Genomic DNA, 18,854 nt, shown 5'->3' on the forward strand with positions numbered 1-18,854 from the left:
GCGGCGGCCGGTCAGCCGCCGAGGTCCAGGACGCGCACCGGCTCGCCCTCCCACCGCTTGGGGGTGGTGGTGGCGACGATCGCCCCGTCGGGGCGTTCCGGCGTGGGCTGGGCCGCGTGCCGGGCGTGCGCCGCGGCCCAGGTCTCCAGGCGCGCCAGGGCCAGAGCGGCGGGCAGGTCCAGGCCGAGGATGGTGATGCCCGGCAGGGCGGCCAGCTGCTCCGCCGTGCCGGGCCGGGCGCGGTCCGCCTCGACCAGTGCGCAGGTGGGCGCGTAGAGGAACCAGCCGGCCTCGGCGTGCGCCCGGTGGATGAGCCGGGACGCGAGGACGTTTCCCTGTCCCGCCGCCAGCATCGCCGTCTCATCCAGCACGATGCGCGTTTCCGTCACCTGCCCCTCGCCTCCGCCAGGCGTCGGTCCAACTCGGCGTCCAGGGCGTTCTGTTGCGAGGGGGACGGGGTGTAGCCGTTCCAGGCGTGCAGCGCGGCGCGGGCCCGTTCGGCCCGTTCGGCCGGGGTGAGCAGTGTCTCGGCGAGACGGGCCAGGTAGGCGCGCAGCGACAGCCCCTCGGCGGCGGCTATGGCGGCGAGTCTGTCCTTGGCTTCCTCGGGGATGCGGATGTTGGCGTCGGCCATGGCCGTGCTCCTTCCTGTAGCGCAAGGGTGCGGGTACGCACCCGTACCCGTAACGAGCCCGCCGGCGGGATCGCCCCCCGGCGGGATCGGTATGGCGAGATCCCTCCTCCCTCTTGTCTGACGGAGCGTCAGGTACCACGATGACCCGGCATCGATATGACGAATCGGCAGACGAAGGCGAGGCGGGTCCGCCATGGCGCGCGTGTTTCCGGAAGGTCGGCTGGTCTACGGGATGCAGCTCCCGGTCCAGTCGCAGAGCACCCTCTACGCCGAACCCTGGGAGGCGTCGGCCACCGCCGCCGATCTCGCCGAGATCGCGCGGGCCGCCGACCGGTCCGGCTTCGGGTACGTGGCCACCTGCGACCACGTGGCGATCCCGCGTCGGCTCGCGGGGCCCATGGGCACCGTCTGGTACGACCCGGTCGCCACCCTGTCCTTCCTCGCCGGGATCACCGAGCGCGTGCGGCTGCTGAGCCACGTGGCGGTCCTCAGCCTGCGCCACCCGCTGATCAGCGCCAAGCAGTACGCCACCCTCGACCACCTCTGCGGCGGCCGGCTGATCCTCGGGGTCGGTGCCGGTCACGTCCAGGAGGAGTTCGAGGTCCTCGGTGTGGACTTCGCGCGCCGCGGCTGCGTCCTCGACGAGACCCTGGACGCGCTGCGGGCGGCGCTGGGCCCGGAGGAGTACCCGGAGTTCGAGGGCGAGCTGTTCTCCTTCAAGGACCTCGGGCAGCTGCCCCGGCCCGCCCAGGAGCGGATCCCGGTCTGGGTGGGCGGCTCCTCGCCCGCCGCCGTCCGCCGGGCCGCCGTCCGCGGGGACGGCTGGCTCCCGCAGGGCGACCCGCGCGACCGGCTCCCGGCGCAGATCGCCCTTATCCGCGCACTGCGCGCCGAGGCCGGGGTGGACGCGCCCTTCGAGGTCGGCGCGATCACCGAGGCGCTGTACGTCGGCGAGCCCGGCTGGGACACCGGCCGCCGCACCCTCACCGGCAAGGCGGAAGCGCTCGCCGAGTCCCTGCGGGAGTACGGGGCGCTCGGAGTGGACCAGATCCAGGTCCGCTTCCGCAGCCGCGACCGTGCCGAACTCGTCGACCAGATGACCGCCTTCGGGGCCGAAGTGGCCCCGCACCTCAACGACCTCAACGACCTCAACGACCTCAACGACCACCACCTCAACGACTAGCGGCAGGGGGCACGGGCATGGGCAAGCTGGACGGGCGCGTCGTCATCATCACCGGTGCGGCGCGCGGCCAGGGCGAGCAGGAGGCCCGCCTCTTCGCCGCCGAGGGGGCCAGGGTGCTCCTCGGCGACGTACTGGACGAGCAGGGCGCGGCGGTGGCCAAGGACATCGGCGAGGACCGCGCCCGGTACGTCCGCATGGACGTGAGCCGCGAGGAGGACTGGGCGGCCGCGACGGCCGCCGCGAAGGAGGCCTTCGGCCGGGTCGACGGCCTGGTCAACAACGCGGGCATCCTGCGCTTCAACGAGCTGACCTCGACCCCGCTGGAGGAGTTCCAGCAGGTGGTCCAGGTCAACCAGGTGGGCGCCTTCCTCGGCATCAAGGCGGTGGCGCCCGAGATCGAGGCGGCCGGCGGCGGCACCATCGTCAACACCTCCTCCTACACCGGCCTGACGGGCATGGCCTACGTCGGCTCCTACGCCGCGACCAAGGCGGCGGTCCTGGGCCTGACCCGGGTGGCCGCGCTGGAGCTGGCCGCCAAGGGGATCCGGGTCAACGCGATGTGCCCGGGCGCGGTGGACACCCCGATGGCCAATCCCGGCCTGCTGGACCCCGCGAACATGACCGACGAGGCCCGGGACGCGATGGCGGAGCTCTACCGGCGGGTGGTCCCGATGGGGCGGGTGGGGCAGCCCGAGGAGATCGCCAGGCTGGCGCTCTTCCTGACCGGCGACGACTCCTCGTACATCACCGGCCAGCCGTTCGTCATCGACGGCGGCTGGATGGCGGGCGTCAGCATCCTTTGACATCCGCTAGCTGATGGAGTGTCAGGTATTGACGCTCCAGGCCCCGCGGTGGAACAGTCGGGACATCGAATCTGACGCAACGTCAGAAGACAGAGGGACGGTGAACCCCTTGGAATTCGGGCTCTTCGTGCAGGGATACGTGCCTGAGGCGCGGTCCAAGGTCGACCCCGAGGCAGAGCACAAGGCGCTGGTCGAGGAGACCGAGTACGTCATCCAGGCCGACAAGTCCGGCTTCAAGTACGCCTGGGCCTCCGAGCACCACTTCCTGGAGGAGTACTCGCACCTGTCGGCGAACGAGGTGTTCCTCGGCTACCTCGCGCACGCCACCGAACGCATCCACCTCGGCTCCGGCATCTTCAACCCGCTCGCCCCGGTGAACCACCCCGTCAAGGTCGCCGAGAAGGTCGCCATGCTCGACCACCTCTCCAAGGGCCGCTTCGAGTTCGGCACCGGCCGCGGCGCCGGCAGCCACGAGATCCTCGGCTTCCTCCCGGGCATCGAGGACATGAACGGCACCAAGGAGATCTGGGAGGAGACCATCGCGGAGTTCCCCAAGATGTTCCTCCAGGAGGAGTACGAGGGGTTCCAGGGCAAGCACTGGTCGCTGCCGCCGCGGAAGGTCTTCCCCAAGCCGTACGGCAAGGCCCACCCGGCCATGTGGTACGCGGCCGGGTCGCCGTCCTCCTACGCCATGGCGGCCAGGAAGGGCCTCGGCGTGCTGGGCTTCAGCGTACAGAAGGTCTCCGACATGGAGTGGGTACTCGACCAGTACAAGACGGCCATCAGGGAGGCGAAGGCCATCGGCGCCTTCGTCAACGACAACGTGATGGTCACCTCCACCGCGATCTGCGCCGAGACCCACGACAAGGCCGTCGAGATAGCCGTCAACGCCAACATGAACCGCTTCCAGTCGCTGGTCTTCCGCTACCACGACACCTTCCCGCGGCCCGAGGCGATCCCCGAGTGGCCCGAGACCCTGCCGGAGTACAACGCGGAGATCATCGAGCTGCTGATCGCGGAGGAACTCCTCATCTGCGGCGACCCGTCGGAGGTGCGGGCCCAGTGCAAGCGCTGGGAGCAGGCGGGCGCGGACCAGCTCTCCTTCGGCCTGCCGACCGGCGTCGGTTACGAGGACACGATGACCACGATCAAGCTGATCGGCGAGCACGTGATCCCGCAGATCGACACGGACCCGGTCCACCGCACGACCCGCTTCCGTCAGGCCACCTGACCCCTGAGGGGCGCACCCACGGGGACGGCGTCTTCCCGGACCGCCGTCCCGCCGGCCCCTGCCGGGCGGCCACCGGCCGGGGCCACACCCAGCCTCGCCGGCGTTTGAGGCGCGGGGTCCGGGGCGGCGCCCCAGGAATCCCGGCTCCGCCGGGCACCGGGCGCCGCCCGGACCCGCGTCTCAATCGCCGGCGAGGCCGGATGCTGCAGCCCCGCCGGCAAGGCTGAAGGCGGGCGCAGCCCCAGCAGGCCGGCCGCAACGCGAACACCGGCAGAGAGGACGTCATGCTCGACCACCTGATCAAGGGCGCGACCGTCGTGGACGGCACCGGCGCCCCCGCCCGCGTCGCGGACCTCGGCATACGCGACGGCCGCATCGCCGTCATCGCCGCACCCGGCACCGTCACCGAAGAGGCCCGCACCAGCGAGGACGCCACCGGCCTCGTCCTCACCCCCGGCTTCGTCGACCCGCACACGCACTACGACGCCCAGCTCTTCTGGGACCCGTACGCCACGCCCTCCATGAACCACGGCGTCACCACCATCGCCGGCGGCAACTGCGGCTTCACCCTCGCCCCGCTCCACCCGGACCGCCCCGAGGACGCCGACTACACGCGCCGCATGATGAGCAAGGTCGAGGGCATGGCCCTCAAGGCCCTGGAGGAGGGCGTCGACTGGACCTGGTCCACCTTCGGCGAGTACCTCGACGCCCTGGAAGGACGGATCGCCGTCAACGCCGGCTTCATGGTCGGCCACTGCGCCCTGCGCCGCCACGTCATGGGCGAGGCGGCCGTCGGCGGACAGCCCACCCCCGAGCAGATGCAGCAGATGCTCGACCTCCTCCACGACGCCATGAACGCCGGCGCCTGGGGCCTGTCCACCACCCAGTCCTCCACCCACTCCGACGGCGCGGGCGCCCCCGTCGCCTCCCGGCACGCGGGGCCCGCCGAACTGCTCGCGCTGTCCCGCGCGGTCGCCGAACACGAGGGCACCCAGCTCGAAGCGATCGTCGCCGGCTGCCTCGACCAGTTCTCCGACGAGGAGATCGACCTCTTCGTCGACATGAGCGCCGCCGCCGGAAGGCCCCTGAACTGGAACGTCCTCACCATCGACGCCGCCGTCCCCGAACGGGTCCCGCGCCAGCTCCTCCCCAGCGAACGCGCCCGCAAGGCCGGCGGCCGCATCGTCGCACTGACCATGCCGATCCTCACCCCCATGAACATGTCGCTCGGCACCTTCTGCGCGCTGAACCTCATCCCCGGCTGGGGCGACGTCCTCGGCCTGCCCGTCCCCGAGCGGATCGCCACACTCCGCGACCCCGACGTCCGCACCGAGATGCTGCGCCGCGCCGACAGCAAGGAGGCCGGAGTCTTCCGGCGCCTGGCCGACTTCGGCCGGTACGTCATCGGCGACACCTACAGCAAGGAGAACGAGGGACTCACCGGACGGGTCGTGAACGACATCGCCGCCGAACGCGGCCAGGACCCCTTCCAGTGCCTCGTGGAGATCTGCGCCAACGACGAACTGCGCACCGTGCTCTGGCCGATGCCCACCGACAACGACCCGGCGAGCTGGGCCCTGCGCGCCGAGACCTGGCAACACGAGGACGTCATGCTCGGCGGCTCCGACGCCGGCGCGCACCTGGACCGGATGTGCGGAGCCCCGTACACCACCCGCTTCCTCGGCGACTGCCTGCGCGGCCGCAAGCTGCTGCCGCTGGAAGAGGCCGTACGGATGCTCACGGACGACCCGGCCCGGCTGTTCGGGCTGCGCGAACGCGGCCGGCTCGCCGAGGGCTACCACGCGGACCTGGTCCTCTTCGACCCCGACCGCATCGAGGCGGGCCCGGCCACCCTCGTCCACGACCTGCCCGGCGACAGCCCCCGCCTGGACGCGCGGGCCATCGGCATCGTCTCGGTACGGGTCAACGGCGTGGAGACCATCCGCGACGACGAGGTGACGGGCGCCGTCCCGGGCATCGTGCTGCGCTCGGGCCGGGACACCAGGACGGTGAGCACCCGTTGAACACACAACCCCTCTACATCGGCGGTGAGTGGGTGGAGCCGGCCGGCGGCCACTACGAAGTGGTCAACCCGGCCGACGAGTCGGTGGTCGGGCTCGCCCCCGAGGCCTCGCGCGAACAGGTCGCCGACGCCGTCCGCGCCGCGGCCGACGCCTTCGAGAGCTGGTCGCGCACGACCCCGCAGGCGCGGGCAGCGATCCTCGACCGGGCCGCGGACATCATGCAGCGCGAGTTCGACCCGTGGACGGCGCTGGCCCGGGCCGAGACGGGCGCCCCGACCGGGATCGCACGGGGCATGCAGGTCGGCGTCGGCGTCGCCCGCTTCCGCCGGTACGCCAAAGGCGCCCTGGAGCCGGTCGAGAAGGGGCTGCCGCCGCAGGTCACCGAGGCCGGCCCGATGGGGAAGGCGAGCATCCTGGGCGCGCTGGAAGTCCGCCAGCCGGTCGGCGTGGTCACCTGCATCACCTCCTACAACAACCCGTGGGCGAACCCGGCCGGCAAGGTGGCCCCCGCCCTGGCCATGGGCAACACCGTCGTCGTCAAGCCGGCCCCGCAGGACCCCCTGTCCGTCTTCAAGATGGCGCATGCACTGCACGAGGCCGGGGTCCCGGCGGGCGTCGTCAACGTGGTCGGCGGGCAGTCGGTGGAGGTCGGCGAGGCCGCCGTGGACTCCCCGTACGTGGACATGGTGTCCTTCACCGGCTCCACCGCCGTCGGACAGCGCATCGCGGAGGTCTGCGGCCGCACGATGAAGCGGCAGCTGATGGAACTCGGCGGCAAGGGCGCCGCCGTCGTCATGGACGACGCCGACCTGGACGCTGCGGTGACGGGCATCGGCACCACCTTCTCCTTCTACTCCGGGCAGATCTGCACCGCCCCCACCCGCGTGATCGTCCACCGCTCGGTCTACGGACAGCTGATCGAGAAGCTCACCGGCTACCTGGCCTTCATGAAGGTCGGCGACCCGGCGGCGGCCGGGACGGTGGTCGGCCCGGTCATCTCGGCGGCGCACCGCGACCGCGTGGAGTCGTACGTCGAACTGGGCAGGAAGGAGGGCGCGCGGGTCGCCTACGGCGGCGAGCGCCCCGTGGTCGGTGACGGCCGCGGCTTCTACGTCGCCCCGACCCTGCTCGTGGACTGCACGAACGACATGCGGGTGGTCCGAGAGGAGATCTTCGGCCCGGTCGTCGTGGTCGTCCCCTTCGACGGCGGCGAGGACGAAGCGGTCCGGCTGGCCAACGACAGCGACTACGGACTGCTGTCCTACGTGTGGTCAGGCGACTCGGCGCGCGCCTTCCGCGTGGCGCGGCGGCTGCGCGCGGGCGGGGTCGGCGTGAACACCGTCGGGCGCAACATGGAGGCCCCGTTCGGCGGCTTCAAGCGCAGCGGGGTGGGCCGCGACGTCGGCTCGTACGCCCTGCACGCCTACAGCGAGGTCCAGTCGATCGTCTGGCCGGGCTAGAGCCGGGGCTTCCGGGGCGGGCCGGATCGTCCGGCCGCCCCGGGCCCGTCAGCTGCCGTCGTGCCAGCGCAGGCCGAGTGACTCGGCGTACTCCCGGTTGCCGCCGCTGACGCGGGCGTACGCCCGCGGGTCCGTGGTGGCGAGTCGTTCGAGCACGGCGGCGGCCCGTTCCGCGGGTGGCCGCCCGTCGTCCGGCAGCCGCCATTCCAACTGGATCCAGTGGGACGCCTCGTACCCCGTGGCACCCGAGACGCCGGGGCCGTACGAGAGACGCAGCACGACGGTGTCCTCGTACGGTCCGGCCGTCCCGCACCAGCTCTGCGGAATGTCCCACCGGGCCAGTAGTTCGGGCCGCTCGCGGAGCCCGGCCGCGATGAGCCGGGTGGTGCTGCGAGCGGGCCGGCACCAGGTGTCGTCCGCCCGGGCCCGTTCGACCTCGGCGTCGTAGGCCGCGGCGTCGAACCGGTGCTCGGGCAGCCGCGGTCCGATGCCGTCCTGATGGCGCCCGTGCCACACGACGTGGTCCCCATCGCGTTGGACGGTCACGGACAGCGTCCCGCAGCACCCTTCGGCGCAGTACGCCGACGACAGCGTGACCTCGTGCTCCTCGGGGGTTGCCCGCAGGAGGTCCGGGGCGAGGACGCGTTCCGGTGACTGGCTCAGGCCCTCCGGGAACAGCCGGGGCACCAGGGGGCGGCCGTCGAGCAGGAATCGGGTCTCCACGCGGTCGCCCAGCTCGGGGTCGCGTTCGACCACGTGGATGCGCAGGCCGTTCGGTGTGGTGCGGTCGAAGGGCTCCCGGCGCATCCGCCGGATCCAGTCGGCCCGGTACTGGTCCCGGTGTGCGTGGGCGCCGTTCGGTACCGCCGCCCAGTCCGGGGTGCTCAGCAGGCCGTCCAGCCGGTCCAGCAGTTCGTCGCGCAGTCCCGGCCGCCAGTCGAGGAGCACGGGCGGACCACTGGACAGGTCCAGGGCGAGGGACAGCAGGATCGCGTGGTGGTCGAGGGTGGGCGGGAGCCGGTCGGCCCGCCGCACCAACGCCTCGTAGACGGGGACGGCCGGCTTGTAGGCGAGGATCTCGGCGGGAGAGCCGGTCTCCAGCGCCATCCGGGTCAGCAGCCTGCCGCCCTGCGCGAGGACGGCCGGACCGACGGGCTCGTCTTCCAGCAAGTCGGCAAGGCGGACCGCTAGGGCGACGTGCCGGGCCTGGGAACTGCTCCTGCGGGGCCCCAGGGGCAGGTTCAGCAGCCACTGGCGGCCTGCCGGGTCGTTGCGGGAGGCGAGCTCGCTGATCACCCGTCCGTGGTCGTCGGGGTCGAGGAGATCGACGAGCCGGATCAGCACCTCGGTGTCGCAGCGGAGTGCCGAGAGCGCGTGGACGACGGGCCGGAGAAAGCCCTGCAGCACGGCGAGCATCGGCAGGCGGGGCACGTCCTCCGGTCCGCCGAGCCGGCCGACCAGGCTGATTCCCAGCCCCAGCGCCGCGGGATCGGTCGCGGTGCGGACCAGTCGGCGGCCGAGTGCGCGGGCCGCGGCCTCGTCGGTCAGCGACAGCCTGGCGAGGTAGTGCTGGACGTGGTTCGGGTGCACACCCCGTTCGGGCAGGCGCCGGTCGAGGTTCGCGGCCGCGCGGGCCGGATCGGGGTCTTCGAGAGCGTGACCGAGCAACTCGGCCAGGACGCGGGTGGCTTCCTTGAAGCGCAGTACGTCGGGTGGCGGGCCACCGGGCAGCGGATACCCGCCGGCGGGAGCGCGTCCGTCCGGCTCCATGCCGTGGCGGAAGAGGGCGTAGTCGTACAGGGACGCCGTCCGGGGGGTGAGCGGCTCGCGCTCTTCGCGGGCGCTCACCGGGCGGGGTGGGACTCGATTCCGTAGGTCACGCCCCGCAGCATGCCGCAGTGATCATCCGGCGTCCAGCGAGAAAACGGCCTCGCCGCGGACGCGGCCGTTGACCTGGAGCTGCACCAGGTGCTCGCCGGAGTGGTAGCGGCGGGTGGTGATCGGCTTGAAGGAGTGCCGCTTGGTGCCGCCGAGGGTTTCGCCGGGGGCCAGCGGTCGGGTGACGAGCTTGAAGACCTTCGGGGTGCGGGTGCCGTTCGCCTTGGTGTGGTGCACGACGTAGTCGATCACCAGCTCGGCCGGGAGCTCGCCGGTGTTGGTGACGGCGTAGTCGAAGACGAGGTACTCCCCGACGGCGACGCGCGGGGTGGTCACCACCGGCCCGTGCACGGTGACCGGTGCGTCCGGGGCGTGCCCGAGGAGGGTCAGCGCCTCGGGCCGGCCGGCCTTGACCAGGGTGCGCAGACCGTGCCGGACGACGCGGTCCGTGGTGTCGGCGGGCTCGGCCAGCCAGCTGGCCGCGGTCTCCACGGCGAGGAGGGGATGGTCCCGGCTTATGTCGTTGAGGTGGTTGGAGACGGAGCGGCGGACGTACTCGGACGTGTCGGGGTAGAGGGCGTCCAGCACCGGCAGGGCGGGGCGCGGGTCGGCGACGAAGGCGGGGAGCTGCGGGGCCCACGGCAGCCGGGGGCGCGTGCCCTCGCTCGCGAGGCGCCGTACGTGCGGGTCCGGGTCGTCCGTCCACTTCCGTACGACGGCCAGGGCGCGGTCGGGGTCGGCGCGCAGGAAGGGGCGTACCGCGGATTCGGCGGTCAGCCGGGAGGTGAGGTCGTGCAGCAGCTCCAGCCCGGGCTCGAACACCTCCAGCCCGCGGACGGCGACGGCCTCGTTGACGGGGAAGGTCATCCATCCCTCGAAGCCGGGATCGGCGAGGGCGGTGCGCACGACGGCCTCGAAGGCGGGCCAGTCCTCGGGGAGGTCGGCGAGGACCGCGTCGCGGATGGCGGCGACCCTGCCGCTGTACGTCAGCCCGTCCAGGGCGGTGGCGCGGGCGGTCAGGGCGGGCGCGGTCCGGCGTCCGCCGGCGCGGGCGAGGAGGCGGGCCAGGGTGGTGACGGTGTCCGCGCTGAGGAGTTCATCGGCCGTGGGCATGGGGACAGTCTCACGGATCACGGATCCGGTCCGCGCTTCTCCTGTCGTGTTACCTGCGGTCACCGCAAAGTCACGACGGAAAGTTTGGAATGGTGCAAATCGGGCATGCCTGCGATTTCCGCATGATGAAAGCGTCCTGGTCGAGCCTGCCGATTCGCGGCCGGGTATCGGAGTGGACCTTTCATTAAGTGCTCGCAACGGGTTCAACTCTCCGGATTCCAAGGTTTCGGAGCCTGTTCACTTCCGGAGTTCAATCCTCCAGATGTGGAATACGCACCATCTAACGTCCTGACCCATGACTCAGCTGGACGTTCGGCCTCAGGCCGGAGACACGGTAAGCGGCGTCGCCGAGGGCGTACGCGGCAAGGGGCTCGGCGGCAACTCCGTCGGACTCATAGGCAACGCGGTCATCGGTGTGTCGACGGTCGCCCCCGTCTACTGCCTGACGGCCACGCTCGGGCCCACGGTGAGTGAGGTCGGCGTCCAGATGCCGGCCGTCTTCCTGGCCGGATTCATTCCCATGCTGCTGGTGGCCTTCGCCTACCGCGCCCTGAACAAAGCCGTCCCGGACTGCGGCACCTCCTTCACCTGGTCCGTCAAGGCCTTCGGCCCCCGCGTCGGCTGGATGTGCGGCTGGGGCCTGCTGGTCGCCACGGTCGTCGTGCTCTCCAACCTCGCCGGCGTGGCCACGAACTTCTTCTATCTCCTCGTGGGTGAACTGAGCGGCAGCGCCCAGCTGGCCGCCCTGGACGACAACAAGTTCGTCCACATCCTCACCACCCTGGTCTTCATCGCGATCGCCACCGCGATCAGCTACCGCGGCATCACCGCCACCAAGTGGGTCCAGTACGTCCTGGTCGGCCTCCAGCTCACGGTGCTGGCGATGTTCGCCTACATGGCCATCACCAAGTCCGACGAGGTCGCGGGCTCGCTCGCCTTCTCCTGGTCCTGGATGAACCCGTTCGCCGTCGAGTCGCTCGCCGCCTTCACGGCCGGCCTCTCCCTCTCGATCTTCATCTACTGGGGCTGGGACGCCTGCCTGTCCGTGAACGAGGAGAGCGTGGGGAGCACCAAGACGCCCGGCCGCGCCGCGATGCTCGCCATGGTCGTCATCGTCGCCTCCTACCTGGTCGTCGCCATCGCCGCCCAGATGTACGCCGGTGTCGGCGCCGACGGCAACGGCCTCGGCAACGAGGCGACCGCGGACAACGTGTTCGCCACCCTGGCCGAGCCGATCATGGGATCGGGTCTCGGTGTCCTGCTCTTCGTCGCGGTCGTGGCCTCCGCCGCCGCGAGCCTGCAGACCACTTTCATCCCGGTGGCGCGCACGGTTCTGTCGATGAGCACCTACGAAGCCCTGCCGACCTCCTTCGCCAAGGTCCACCCCCGCTTCAAGACCCCGGGCCGCGCCACGATCATGGCCGGTGTCGCCACCGGCCTCTTCTACTCGGTGATGACGCTCATCAGCGAGAACGTCCTGATCGACACGATCTATGCCCTCGGCCTCATGATCTGCTTCTACTACTCGATCACGGCCTTCGCCTGCGTCTGGTTCTTCCGCGCAGAACTGCGCTCCTCGGTGCGCGCCCTCTTCCTGAAGGGCATCCTGCCGGGCATCGGCGGCCTCATGCTCGCCGCGGTGTTCTGCCAGACGATGTACGACATGACGGACCCGGCCTACGGCTCCGGCTCCTCCCTCTTCGGTGTGGGCAGCGTCTTCGTCATCGGAGTGGGCCTGCTCCTCCTGGGCGTGGTCATCATGGCGATCACCCAGCGCCGCAGCCCGGCCTTCTTCCGCGGTGAGGTGCTCACGAAGGCCACCCCGGCCCTGGTGGTCGAGGACTGACCCACCCGCCACCCCACCCGCACCCGCGACACCACCCGCCGAGTCATCCCCGCGGCCCCGGATCGATTCCCCCGATCCGGGGCCGCCGGCGTTCCCGCAGGTTCCGCCTACCCGACTGCGCCTCCCCGAAAGTCACCCCGAAGTGGCAGATGGGCGGTGACTGCGGGCTGGCGGGGTCGTTGGGCCGGACATGACTGCCATCAAGCGCACCCTTGCCGCCCTGGTCCTGTCCGGGGGCGCCGCCCTCGCACTCGTTCCCGCCGCCGCGCACGCCGTCGACGAGCCGGCGGCCGGGGCGGCGCCGCTCGTCGGCCGTGTCGTCGACATCGCCGACCACCCCGCTCAGACCGTCCAGGACGCCAAGACGGCGGTCGCGGTGACCCAGGGCGCGGTCGGCTCCGCCACGAAGGCGACCGACAGCTCACTCGGAGGCGCCGGCTCGGCCCTGGACGCCGGACTGCCGAAGACCCCGAAGGTGGGCTGACCCCGGCCGTCAGCCCTTCCGTACCGCTGGTCCGCGATCAGGCGGACGCGTCCGGTACGTAGACGCTCACCTGGTAGCTCGACGGGTGGGTGTGGCGGCCGCAGAACAGGTCGATCCGCAGACGGGACGGGTCCGTGACGGTGCCCTCCTCGTGGAGGCGGCGGACGAACTCCCGCAGTTCCGCGTGCTCCTGCGTCGAGAACACCGGCTCCCAGCGGCCGGGGACCGTGTCCGGCCGATTCCGTTCCCCCTCCCGCTGCTGCCTCTGCTTGCGTCTGCGCCGACCGGGCATGGGTAGCGGCCTCCTCGCAGGGGTCACGGCCGCCAGCGGGGGGCCTCGTCGTCCGGGGTGTCGGGGCTGCCGAAGTGGAACGGCACGCCGAGGTGGTCCGCCAGGGCGCTGCCCGCATCGGTGGCGGCCTCGGCCGGGTCGCGGTCGCGGCGGCTGTACACGGTGGCCAGGTGCCGTTCCTCGGCCGGGTCGTCGGTGATCGCCAGGAGGTTCACGAACCAGTCGTGGACGGTGTCCCCGTCCCAGACGGCCTCGATCGCCGCCACCCGCCCCGGCAGGCCGCTCGTCAGGGCGGCCAGGGACTCCAGGTCCAGCGGACACTCGGGCGTACGGGCGATCCGGTCGCCGTGGAAGACGTACCGCTCGTGGACCACCATCTGAGCCTCGTACAGGCCGATGCCGCGGGCGCGCCCGGCGTCCCAGACCAGCTTCACCGCGGGGAGGAGGCGGTCCTGGAGGACGTACCCGTCGACCTGGGTCCGGATCCCGTGCGGGAGCGACTCCCAGTGGTCCGCGTTCTGCGCCTGCGTGTCGGGCATGCCGATCCGTTCCCCTCGATGTGTGCGGCTGCCATGGTCCATGGCGGCCCGGCTCGCCGTCGAGGGGATTTCGCCCGCCGTGCCGGCGGACGGAATAGGTCCGCAAGCAGGGGAAGTTGCAGGCCGTATGACGACCGACAGACTTGACGACGCCGACCGTTCGTTCCTCTTCGTCCTCGGCAGCTCCCGGCCGGAGGGCAACACCGAGATCCTCGCCCGCGCCGCCGCCGAACAGCTTCCCGCCGGCATTCCGCAGCGCTGGGTGGACCTCGCGAAGGACCCGCTGCCCGACTTCCAGGACGGCCGGCACGAGGACGGGACCTGGCCGGTGAGCGAGCAGGAGGAGGAGCTGCGCCGGCTCACGATGGAGGCCACCGACATCGTCATCGCCTCGCCGTTGTACTGGTACGCGGTCTCCGCCAACACCAAGCGCTACCTCGACTACTGGTCCGGCTGGCTGGGGGTGCCCGGCCTGGACTTCAAGAAGCGGATGGGCGGTCGCACCCTGTGGGGCGTCACGGTCATGGCCGAGGAGGAAGAGGACATCGCCGACGGCATGATCGCCAGCCTCAACAACACGGCCGCCTACCTGCGGATGCGCTTCGGCGGAGTTCTGCTCGGCAACGGCTCCCGTCCCGGCCAGGTAAGGAACGACGAGCGCGCACTGACCCGTGCGAAGACCTTCTTCGAGCGCGAGGCCCCGCTCGCCCGGTTCCCCTCCGAGGAGGAGACCGGGGAGCGGTAGCCGCGCCGCCGCCGCTCAGCGGGTGGCGGTGACCCCGCCCAGGAAGGCGGTCCAGACGCCGGGGGCGACGGCCAGCTCGGGGCCGGCCGTCACCTTGGAGTCCCGGACGTGCACGGCGTCGGGGCAGGTGGCGACCTCGACGCAGTCGTCGCCGTCGCCGCTGCTGTACGTGGACTTGTGCCAGGAGAGGGCGACCTCGACGCAGCTGTCGCCCTCGCTTCCGCTGTAGCTGCTCTTGAACCACCGCAAGTCGGAGCTGTTCACAGGGAACCTCGCATTCGCATCAACAGGCCCGTGCTGTCAGCAGGATTGAGGGCCTGGATGCGAAGTTTGGCATACCGCTGGTGGAGCACGCTGATGGCTTTCGGGTCGGTGATGACCCGGCCCGTCTTCTGCCCCTCGCTGTAGCCCAGCCACTCGTGTTCATCGGTTTCCAGGAGTTGGAAGGGGCCGTCGGTGCCCGCGTGAACTGGCTGGACCAGCGGCATGATCTGGACGTCCACGTTGGGGAGGTCCCCGCACTCCAGGAGGCGGTCGATCAGCTCCCGGGTGACCTGCGGCCCGCCCGTCCGCCGCTCGATCAGCGCCTGCTCGATGACGAAGCCGAAGAGTGCCTCCGCCTCCTCCGGGGTGGCCAGGGGCGGGACGTTGTCGATGAGGGCGCGGGCGTAGGACTCCGGTTGGAGAAGCCCCGGGACCGACCGGCACTCGTACGTGTTGAGGGTGACGGCCACCTCCTCCAGCTCCGCCCACCGTCGGAACCAGGTCGCCAGGCCGCGCCGCCGCGTCAGCTGCTTCGCGGCGATGTCGATGACGCCGAAGGTGTCCAGGACCGCCTCGGTCTTGTGCACGAACTTCTGCGACGGGTGGCGGCGGCCCTGCTCGACCGAGCCGACGTACTGGACCGAGTACCCGATCAGGGAGGCCAGTTGCTCCTGGGTCAGGCCGGCGCGCTTGCGGGAGGCCTTGACCGTCTCGCCGAAGCTGCGCAGGTTGTCGTCCGGCTCGACCTCGCCGTCACCGCTGCCGTCGGTACTCACCATGGCGGTCACCTCCCCGAGAGGCAGCCTCACGCACCGTGACTCCGCCTGTCCAGGCAATGAACTCGTACAGTTGGTTTGTACGAGTCCGGGTGGTGTTGAACGAGCCTGCTCAGGCGGGATGTTGGCGCCATGACCGCACCCTCCGGCCGCGCCCGGACCCTCGTACGCGTGTTCACTCAGCGTTTCACCAGCACCCGTCGAGGGGCCCGGCTGGCCCGACAGCTGGCCCTCGTCGAGCTCGACGCCTGGGGCTTCCCCGAATCCACCGCCCTGTCCGCAGACGCCGGGCTCCTCGTGGCCGAACTCGCCGCCAACGCCGTCCGCCACGGCACCGTTGCGGGTCGCGACTTCGAGCTGAAGCTGACGCTCCTGGAGGACTTCCTGCGCGTCGAGGTCTCCGACGCCCGCAGCGACCGCCGCCCCGCCGTGCAGCCGCACGCCTACCAGGCGGAATCCGGGTACGGCCTGCGCATCGTGGACGCCGTCGCCGCCGACTGGGGCGTCTCGGACCGCCTCGTCGGCAAGACGGTCTGGGCCGAGCTGACCCGTCGGCGGTAGGCCGCGACGCTCTACACCGATACCCCGGTGCGTCGCGTTTGAACTGGCAGGTAGGATCCGCCTGCCCGCGAGGCCGTGATCGTCACAAGGCCCGGGTGCACCTGGACTGGGGGGTTCATGAGATTGCTGCCGAAGGGCAGAAGAGCGCAGACCAGACGCGGCAGAGGACACGGCCTCGCCTCGGGGGCCCTGCTTCTGGCGCTGATGGCCTCGCTCACGGGCCAGGCGGGTACTGCGCTCGCGGCGCCGCCCGAGCCGTCCGCCACCGCTTCGCCCCGGCAGGAGGCCGGGACGAGCACGCCGCAGGCCGCGCCGACAGGCCCGCAGGCGCCGCCCACGACGGATCCGAAGAAGAGGGATCCCAAGGCGCAGCACGAGGCCGAGCTGCGTGCTTTGCAACAGGCCGAGGTGGCAGAGGTCTGCCCTGCGGAGCTGGCGCCGCGCGCGGTCGTCAACTGCAGGATCAAGGGTGGCCAGATTGCATCCTTCTCGCTGACCCTGCCGCAGCAGAAGGACATGGTCCGCTACCGGGCCGTCACTCCCCATTCGTTCCCGGGAACCAGGCTGCTCGCGCCGGACGGCACCACGGTGAGCTGCCGGCTGATCGAGAGCAGTTACCACTGCCCCACGAACGGGGCAGGGACGTACTCGCTGCAGATCACGAACAACTACCCCTTGGCCGGCGACAGCGATCTGTCCGTCTCGTACCTCGCTCTGCTCTCCGCCGCGTGCGAGAGCGTGAGCGCCGCCGACAGCAGGCTCGGCGCCCCCAGGGTCATACAGGGGCAGGTGCCAGTCGGCTCGACAGACTGCTACGCCCTGTCCCTGGCAGCGGACGACATGCTGCGCGCCACCGTCCACGCGGGGCTCGTCAGCACGGACATCTACGACGGTGACGGCAACAAGCTCTGCGTCCCTCCGAACTACGACTACTTCGACTGCAGGCTGACGGGCGCCGCACCCTTCCGGGTAGTGACCAGTGGTTCGGAGTATCCCTACAAGCTCACCTTCGCCCGGCTCTCCAAGCCGGAAGGGTGTCCCGTGGTGGAGCCGCAGGTGTTCGGCACCTCGCCCGACCTGAACTCCACCGTGCCGTGCAGGCTCATGCGGGCCACGCACTCCGCCCGGTACACCTTCGGTCCCGTCGTCACCGCGCAGTACTACGCGCCTCAGGGACATCTGTTCTCGTCGGACGGGACGTCAAGGCACGACGACTGCTGGCGCGGAAGCTGTGACCTGACCGCCGGCGACTACACGTGGGTGAACTACACGCAGGTGCTGGATGGCCCGCCGTACGGGATGTCCTTCCACTCGGCCAAGGAGACGCGCGGCTGCACCGCGACCCACGACAACGGACTGGCCGCCGGTCCCGTCACAGCCGTCTTCGCCGCCCCCGGGCAGCGGCTGTGCCTGACACTGCCGACCGCAAGCGGAAACGGCGTCTACCTGCTCAACCCTGCACCCCTGAACGGACTCCACGTCGTCGTCAACGACGCTTTGGGCAAAGAGCAGTGCGAACTGAACGGCCCTCTCGGTGCCACGTCCGTCACCTGCAAGCTGACCGGCACCGCCCCCTTCAGGGCGGTGCTCAGCGGTACGCCGGGCACGTACGGTCTGACCAGCCACCGGACCGGCGAGCACACCGGCTGCGCCGCACTGCCGCGAACCGGTTTCGACGGGTCTGCGGGGGTGCAGGTCGACCCGGTGCAGTACACCTGCCTCAGCGTGCCGGCCGACCAGCACTCCACGGCCGAAGTGGTCGACTTCGTCGACACAAATGCCTACCGGTCCGGTGTGATCCAGCTGTTCGACCCGTCGGGTACCGCCGCCTGTACACAAGGTGCCCCCGTCAGCTGCCGACTCACTCCCGGGGTCGCCTACACAGCGCTCCTGCAGAACGACGGAAGATACCCCGTCCAGGTGGCCCGGCGGGACGTCTCCTCGGGGGCGACGTGCACGGCCACGTCGTCCACCAAGGTCGGCGGTCCGTCGACTCCCATCGTCCTCGGCGCCCCCCTGGACGCCCGCTGCCTGCGGATCAGCGGCGCCGCGACCGACAAGTTCTGGCTGGGCGACCGGATGGCCGGGCGGTACCTGAAAGACGTCACCTCCACCTCGCTCACGGTCCTCGACGCGGGCGGCAAGCAGCTCTGCCAGCAGGTGAACAGCCTCGCGTGCAAGGTGACAGGCTCGACCTCCTACACGGTCGTGCTCTCGCCCCACCGCTACGCCGACCAGCCGGTCAGCAGCGCCATGGACATCTGGAAGGTGGGCACGGCTGCCGGCTGGGCACCCGAATGCACGGGCGACCCCGTGTCGGTCGAAGGTTTTGCCCTGCGTGGCGGAGTGCTGTCGGAGACGTCGACCGCCCGTTGCGCCGTGGTCGACATGAAGCCGCGTGAGTCCTTTTACGTTACCGGCTTCACGAACAATGCCGACAAGAACACGCCTGCTCCTGCCGTGAGCCTGCACGACGGCCGCGAGTGGAACAGCGCGGATCCCCAGTACAGCTGCAGGCAGCAGTGGGACCAGTTCAGCGCCTACTGTGAGGCGGACAACGAGACCGAGCCCGCGCAGGCCCTCCTGATGCTGAGCGCAGGCAGGACCCCGACGCCGGCCGTCTACGGAATGCGCGCGGCGTGCGGCCAGTGCTACGTGCCGGAGATCGAGACCTTGACCTCGATCAGCCCGCATACCAGTGCGGCGAACACGCAGACCAAGGCCGTCGTCAGAGGTACGTCGCTCACTCTGAAGACCCGCTTGAAGCTGGCGCGTGAGGGGAGCGACAAGCAATCGGTCCTGACGCCGCTCTCCGTCAACGCGGACGGGACCGAGCTGACCGTCCAGGTGGACGCCGAGGGCCTGGAGCCGGGTGCGTACGATCTGGTCCTCGACGGTGTCGGCTACATGACAGGGGTGCCCTCGCGCGGGTACCTGCCCCAGGTCTACACGGTTACCGCGCCGGTCCCGGCCGCGAAGGGAAGCCGGTTCGTGCCGCACGGCCCGTCGCGGTTCCTGGAC

Annotated in this window: 18 protein-coding genes; 10 read left to right on the top strand and 8 right to left on the bottom strand. The window is 70.9% G+C overall.

Annotated elements, in window-relative coordinates:
* Nucleotides 1-11: 11 nt before the first annotated feature.
* Nucleotides 12-353, bottom strand: coding sequence for a hypothetical protein (locus ACFWFZ_RS10220; protein WP_387119948.1), 342 nt, complete (start codon nucleotides 351-353; stop codon nucleotides 12-14).
* A gap of 32 nt (nucleotides 354-385) precedes the next feature.
* Nucleotides 386-634 (bottom strand): hypothetical protein, encoded by a 249-nt coding sequence (locus tag ACFWFZ_RS10225; protein ID WP_387119408.1) that lies wholly within the window; start codon nucleotides 632-634, stop codon nucleotides 386-388.
* Between the two features lie 193 nt (nucleotides 635-827).
* Between ACFWFZ_RS10225 and ACFWFZ_RS10230 the strand changes: the two genes are divergently transcribed.
* The 5 genes from ACFWFZ_RS10230 (at nucleotide 828) to ACFWFZ_RS10250 (ending at nucleotide 7,335) form a co-directional block, all read left to right on the top strand.
* Nucleotides 828-1,817, top strand: a complete 990-nt coding sequence (locus tag ACFWFZ_RS10230) for an LLM class F420-dependent oxidoreductase (RefSeq protein WP_387119411.1) — start codon at nucleotides 828-830, stop codon at nucleotides 1,815-1,817.
* A 17-nt stretch (nucleotides 1,818-1,834) separates the two neighbouring features.
* Entirely contained in the window at nucleotides 1,835-2,620 is a 786-nt protein-coding gene (locus tag ACFWFZ_RS10235) for an SDR family NAD(P)-dependent oxidoreductase (protein WP_387119414.1), read from the top strand.
* Nucleotides 2,621-2,729: 109 nt separating this feature from the next.
* Complete coding sequence (locus tag ACFWFZ_RS10240; protein WP_387119950.1) at nucleotides 2,730-3,851, top strand: LLM class flavin-dependent oxidoreductase; 1,122 nt, start codon at nucleotides 2,730-2,732, stop codon at nucleotides 3,849-3,851.
* Nucleotides 3,852-4,135: 284 nt separating this feature from the next.
* Nucleotides 4,136-5,875, top strand: a complete 1,740-nt coding sequence (locus ACFWFZ_RS10245) for an amidohydrolase family protein (RefSeq protein WP_387119417.1) — start codon at nucleotides 4,136-4,138, stop codon at nucleotides 5,873-5,875.
* The gene (locus ACFWFZ_RS10250) at nucleotides 5,872-7,335 is read left to right on the top strand and encodes an aldehyde dehydrogenase family protein (RefSeq protein WP_387119420.1); all 1,464 of its coding nucleotides are present in this window, start codon (nucleotides 5,872-5,874) and stop codon (nucleotides 7,333-7,335) included. The genes ACFWFZ_RS10245 and ACFWFZ_RS10250 overlap by 4 nt, the downstream gene beginning before the upstream one ends.
* Nucleotides 7,336-7,383: 48 nt before the next feature.
* On the opposite strand, the gene ACFWFZ_RS10255 is transcribed toward ACFWFZ_RS10250, so the two are convergent.
* Entirely contained in the window at nucleotides 7,384-9,183 is a 1,800-nt protein-coding gene (locus ACFWFZ_RS10255; protein ID WP_387119423.1) for a hypothetical protein, read from the bottom strand.
* Nucleotides 9,184-9,237: 54 nt separating this feature from the next.
* Nucleotides 9,238-10,326 (bottom strand): DNA alkylation repair protein, encoded by a 1,089-nt coding sequence (locus ACFWFZ_RS10260; protein ID WP_387119426.1) that lies wholly within the window; start codon nucleotides 10,324-10,326, stop codon nucleotides 9,238-9,240.
* A 295-nt stretch (nucleotides 10,327-10,621) separates the two neighbouring features.
* On the opposite strand from ACFWFZ_RS10260, the gene ACFWFZ_RS10265 reads away from it, so the two are divergent.
* Both ACFWFZ_RS10265 and ACFWFZ_RS10270 read left to right on the top strand, forming a co-directional pair.
* The gene (locus ACFWFZ_RS10265; RefSeq protein ID WP_387119429.1) at nucleotides 10,622-12,172 is read left to right on the top strand and encodes an APC family permease; all 1,551 of its coding nucleotides are present in this window, start codon (nucleotides 10,622-10,624) and stop codon (nucleotides 12,170-12,172) included.
* Nucleotides 12,173-12,362: 190 nt separating this feature from the next.
* Complete coding sequence (locus ACFWFZ_RS10270) at nucleotides 12,363-12,656, top strand: hypothetical protein (protein WP_387119432.1); 294 nt, start codon at nucleotides 12,363-12,365, stop codon at nucleotides 12,654-12,656.
* Between the two features lie 37 nt (nucleotides 12,657-12,693).
* Here the strand turns inward: ACFWFZ_RS10270 and ACFWFZ_RS10275 are convergent, their stop codons facing one another.
* Nucleotides 12,694-12,948: a hypothetical protein gene (locus ACFWFZ_RS10275; protein ID WP_387119435.1), complete on the bottom strand. Its 255-nt coding sequence runs from the start codon at nucleotides 12,946-12,948 to the stop codon at nucleotides 12,694-12,696.
* A gap of 23 nt (nucleotides 12,949-12,971) precedes the next feature.
* Nucleotides 12,972-13,487 carry a hypothetical protein gene (locus ACFWFZ_RS10280; protein WP_387119438.1) on the bottom strand — a complete coding sequence of 172 codons (516 nt, stop codon included), beginning with the start codon at nucleotides 13,485-13,487 and terminating at the stop codon, nucleotides 12,972-12,974.
* Between the two features lie 127 nt (nucleotides 13,488-13,614).
* Between ACFWFZ_RS10280 and ACFWFZ_RS10285 the strand changes: the two genes are divergently transcribed.
* Nucleotides 13,615-14,232, top strand: coding sequence for a flavodoxin family protein (locus tag ACFWFZ_RS10285; RefSeq protein ID WP_387119441.1), 618 nt, complete (start codon nucleotides 13,615-13,617; stop codon nucleotides 14,230-14,232).
* A gap of 15 nt (nucleotides 14,233-14,247) precedes the next feature.
* On the opposite strand, the gene ACFWFZ_RS10290 is transcribed toward ACFWFZ_RS10285, so the two are convergent.
* Nucleotides 14,248-14,496: a DUF397 domain-containing protein gene (locus tag ACFWFZ_RS10290; protein WP_387119444.1), complete on the bottom strand. Its 249-nt coding sequence runs from the start codon at nucleotides 14,494-14,496 to the stop codon at nucleotides 14,248-14,250.
* The gene (locus ACFWFZ_RS10295; protein ID WP_387119447.1) at nucleotides 14,493-15,275 is read right to left on the bottom strand and encodes a Scr1 family TA system antitoxin-like transcriptional regulator; all 783 of its coding nucleotides are present in this window, start codon (nucleotides 15,273-15,275) and stop codon (nucleotides 14,493-14,495) included. Before ACFWFZ_RS10295 ends, ACFWFZ_RS10290 begins: the two co-directional genes overlap by 4 nt.
* A gap of 129 nt (nucleotides 15,276-15,404) precedes the next feature.
* On the opposite strand from ACFWFZ_RS10295, the gene ACFWFZ_RS10300 reads away from it, so the two are divergent.
* Both ACFWFZ_RS10300 and ACFWFZ_RS10305 read left to right on the top strand, forming a co-directional pair.
* The gene (locus ACFWFZ_RS10300; RefSeq protein WP_387119450.1) at nucleotides 15,405-15,833 is read left to right on the top strand and encodes an ATP-binding protein; all 429 of its coding nucleotides are present in this window, start codon (nucleotides 15,405-15,407) and stop codon (nucleotides 15,831-15,833) included.
* A gap of 204 nt (nucleotides 15,834-16,037) precedes the next feature.
* The coding region (locus tag ACFWFZ_RS10305; RefSeq protein WP_387119453.1) for a hypothetical protein at nucleotides 16,038-18,854 on the top strand (2,817 nt) is incomplete at its 3' end.

Origin of the sequence: Streptomyces sp. NPDC060232 (genome assembly GCF_042726555.1) — a bacterium.
Classification (GTDB): Bacteria; Actinomycetota; Actinomycetes; order Streptomycetales; family Streptomycetaceae; genus Streptomyces.

Excerpts from the sequence above, each read along its gene's own strand:
- ACFWFZ_RS10220 (WP_387119948.1), bottom strand. The coding sequence starts at position 353 with ATGCTGGCGGCGGGACAGGGAAACGTCCTCGCGTCCCGGCTCATCCAC.
- ACFWFZ_RS10225 (WP_387119408.1), bottom strand. The coding sequence starts at position 634 with ATGGCCGACGCCAACATCCGCATCCCCGAGGAAGCCAAGGACAGACTC.
- ACFWFZ_RS10230 (WP_387119411.1), top strand. The coding sequence starts at position 828 with ATGGCGCGCGTGTTTCCGGAAGGTCGGCTGGTCTACGGGATGCAGCTC.
- ACFWFZ_RS10235 (WP_387119414.1), top strand. The coding sequence starts at position 1,835 with ATGGGCAAGCTGGACGGGCGCGTCGTCATCATCACCGGTGCGGCGCGC.
- ACFWFZ_RS10245 (WP_387119417.1), top strand. The coding sequence starts at position 4,136 with ATGCTCGACCACCTGATCAAGGGCGCGACCGTCGTGGACGGCACCGGC.
- ACFWFZ_RS10260 (WP_387119426.1), bottom strand. The coding sequence starts at position 10,326 with ATGCCCACGGCCGATGAACTCCTCAGCGCGGACACCGTCACCACCCTG.
- ACFWFZ_RS10265 (WP_387119429.1), top strand. The coding sequence starts at position 10,622 with ATGACTCAGCTGGACGTTCGGCCTCAGGCCGGAGACACGGTAAGCGGC.
- ACFWFZ_RS10270 (WP_387119432.1), top strand. The coding sequence starts at position 12,363 with ATGACTGCCATCAAGCGCACCCTTGCCGCCCTGGTCCTGTCCGGGGGC.
- ACFWFZ_RS10275 (WP_387119435.1), bottom strand. The coding sequence starts at position 12,948 with ATGCCCGGTCGGCGCAGACGCAAGCAGAGGCAGCAGCGGGAGGGGGAA.
- ACFWFZ_RS10280 (WP_387119438.1), bottom strand. The coding sequence starts at position 13,487 with ATGCCCGACACGCAGGCGCAGAACGCGGACCACTGGGAGTCGCTCCCG.
- ACFWFZ_RS10285 (WP_387119441.1), top strand. The coding sequence starts at position 13,615 with ATGACGACCGACAGACTTGACGACGCCGACCGTTCGTTCCTCTTCGTC.
- ACFWFZ_RS10295 (WP_387119447.1), bottom strand. The coding sequence starts at position 15,275 with ATGGTGAGTACCGACGGCAGCGGTGACGGCGAGGTCGAGCCGGACGAC.
- ACFWFZ_RS10300 (WP_387119450.1), top strand. The coding sequence starts at position 15,405 with ATGACCGCACCCTCCGGCCGCGCCCGGACCCTCGTACGCGTGTTCACT.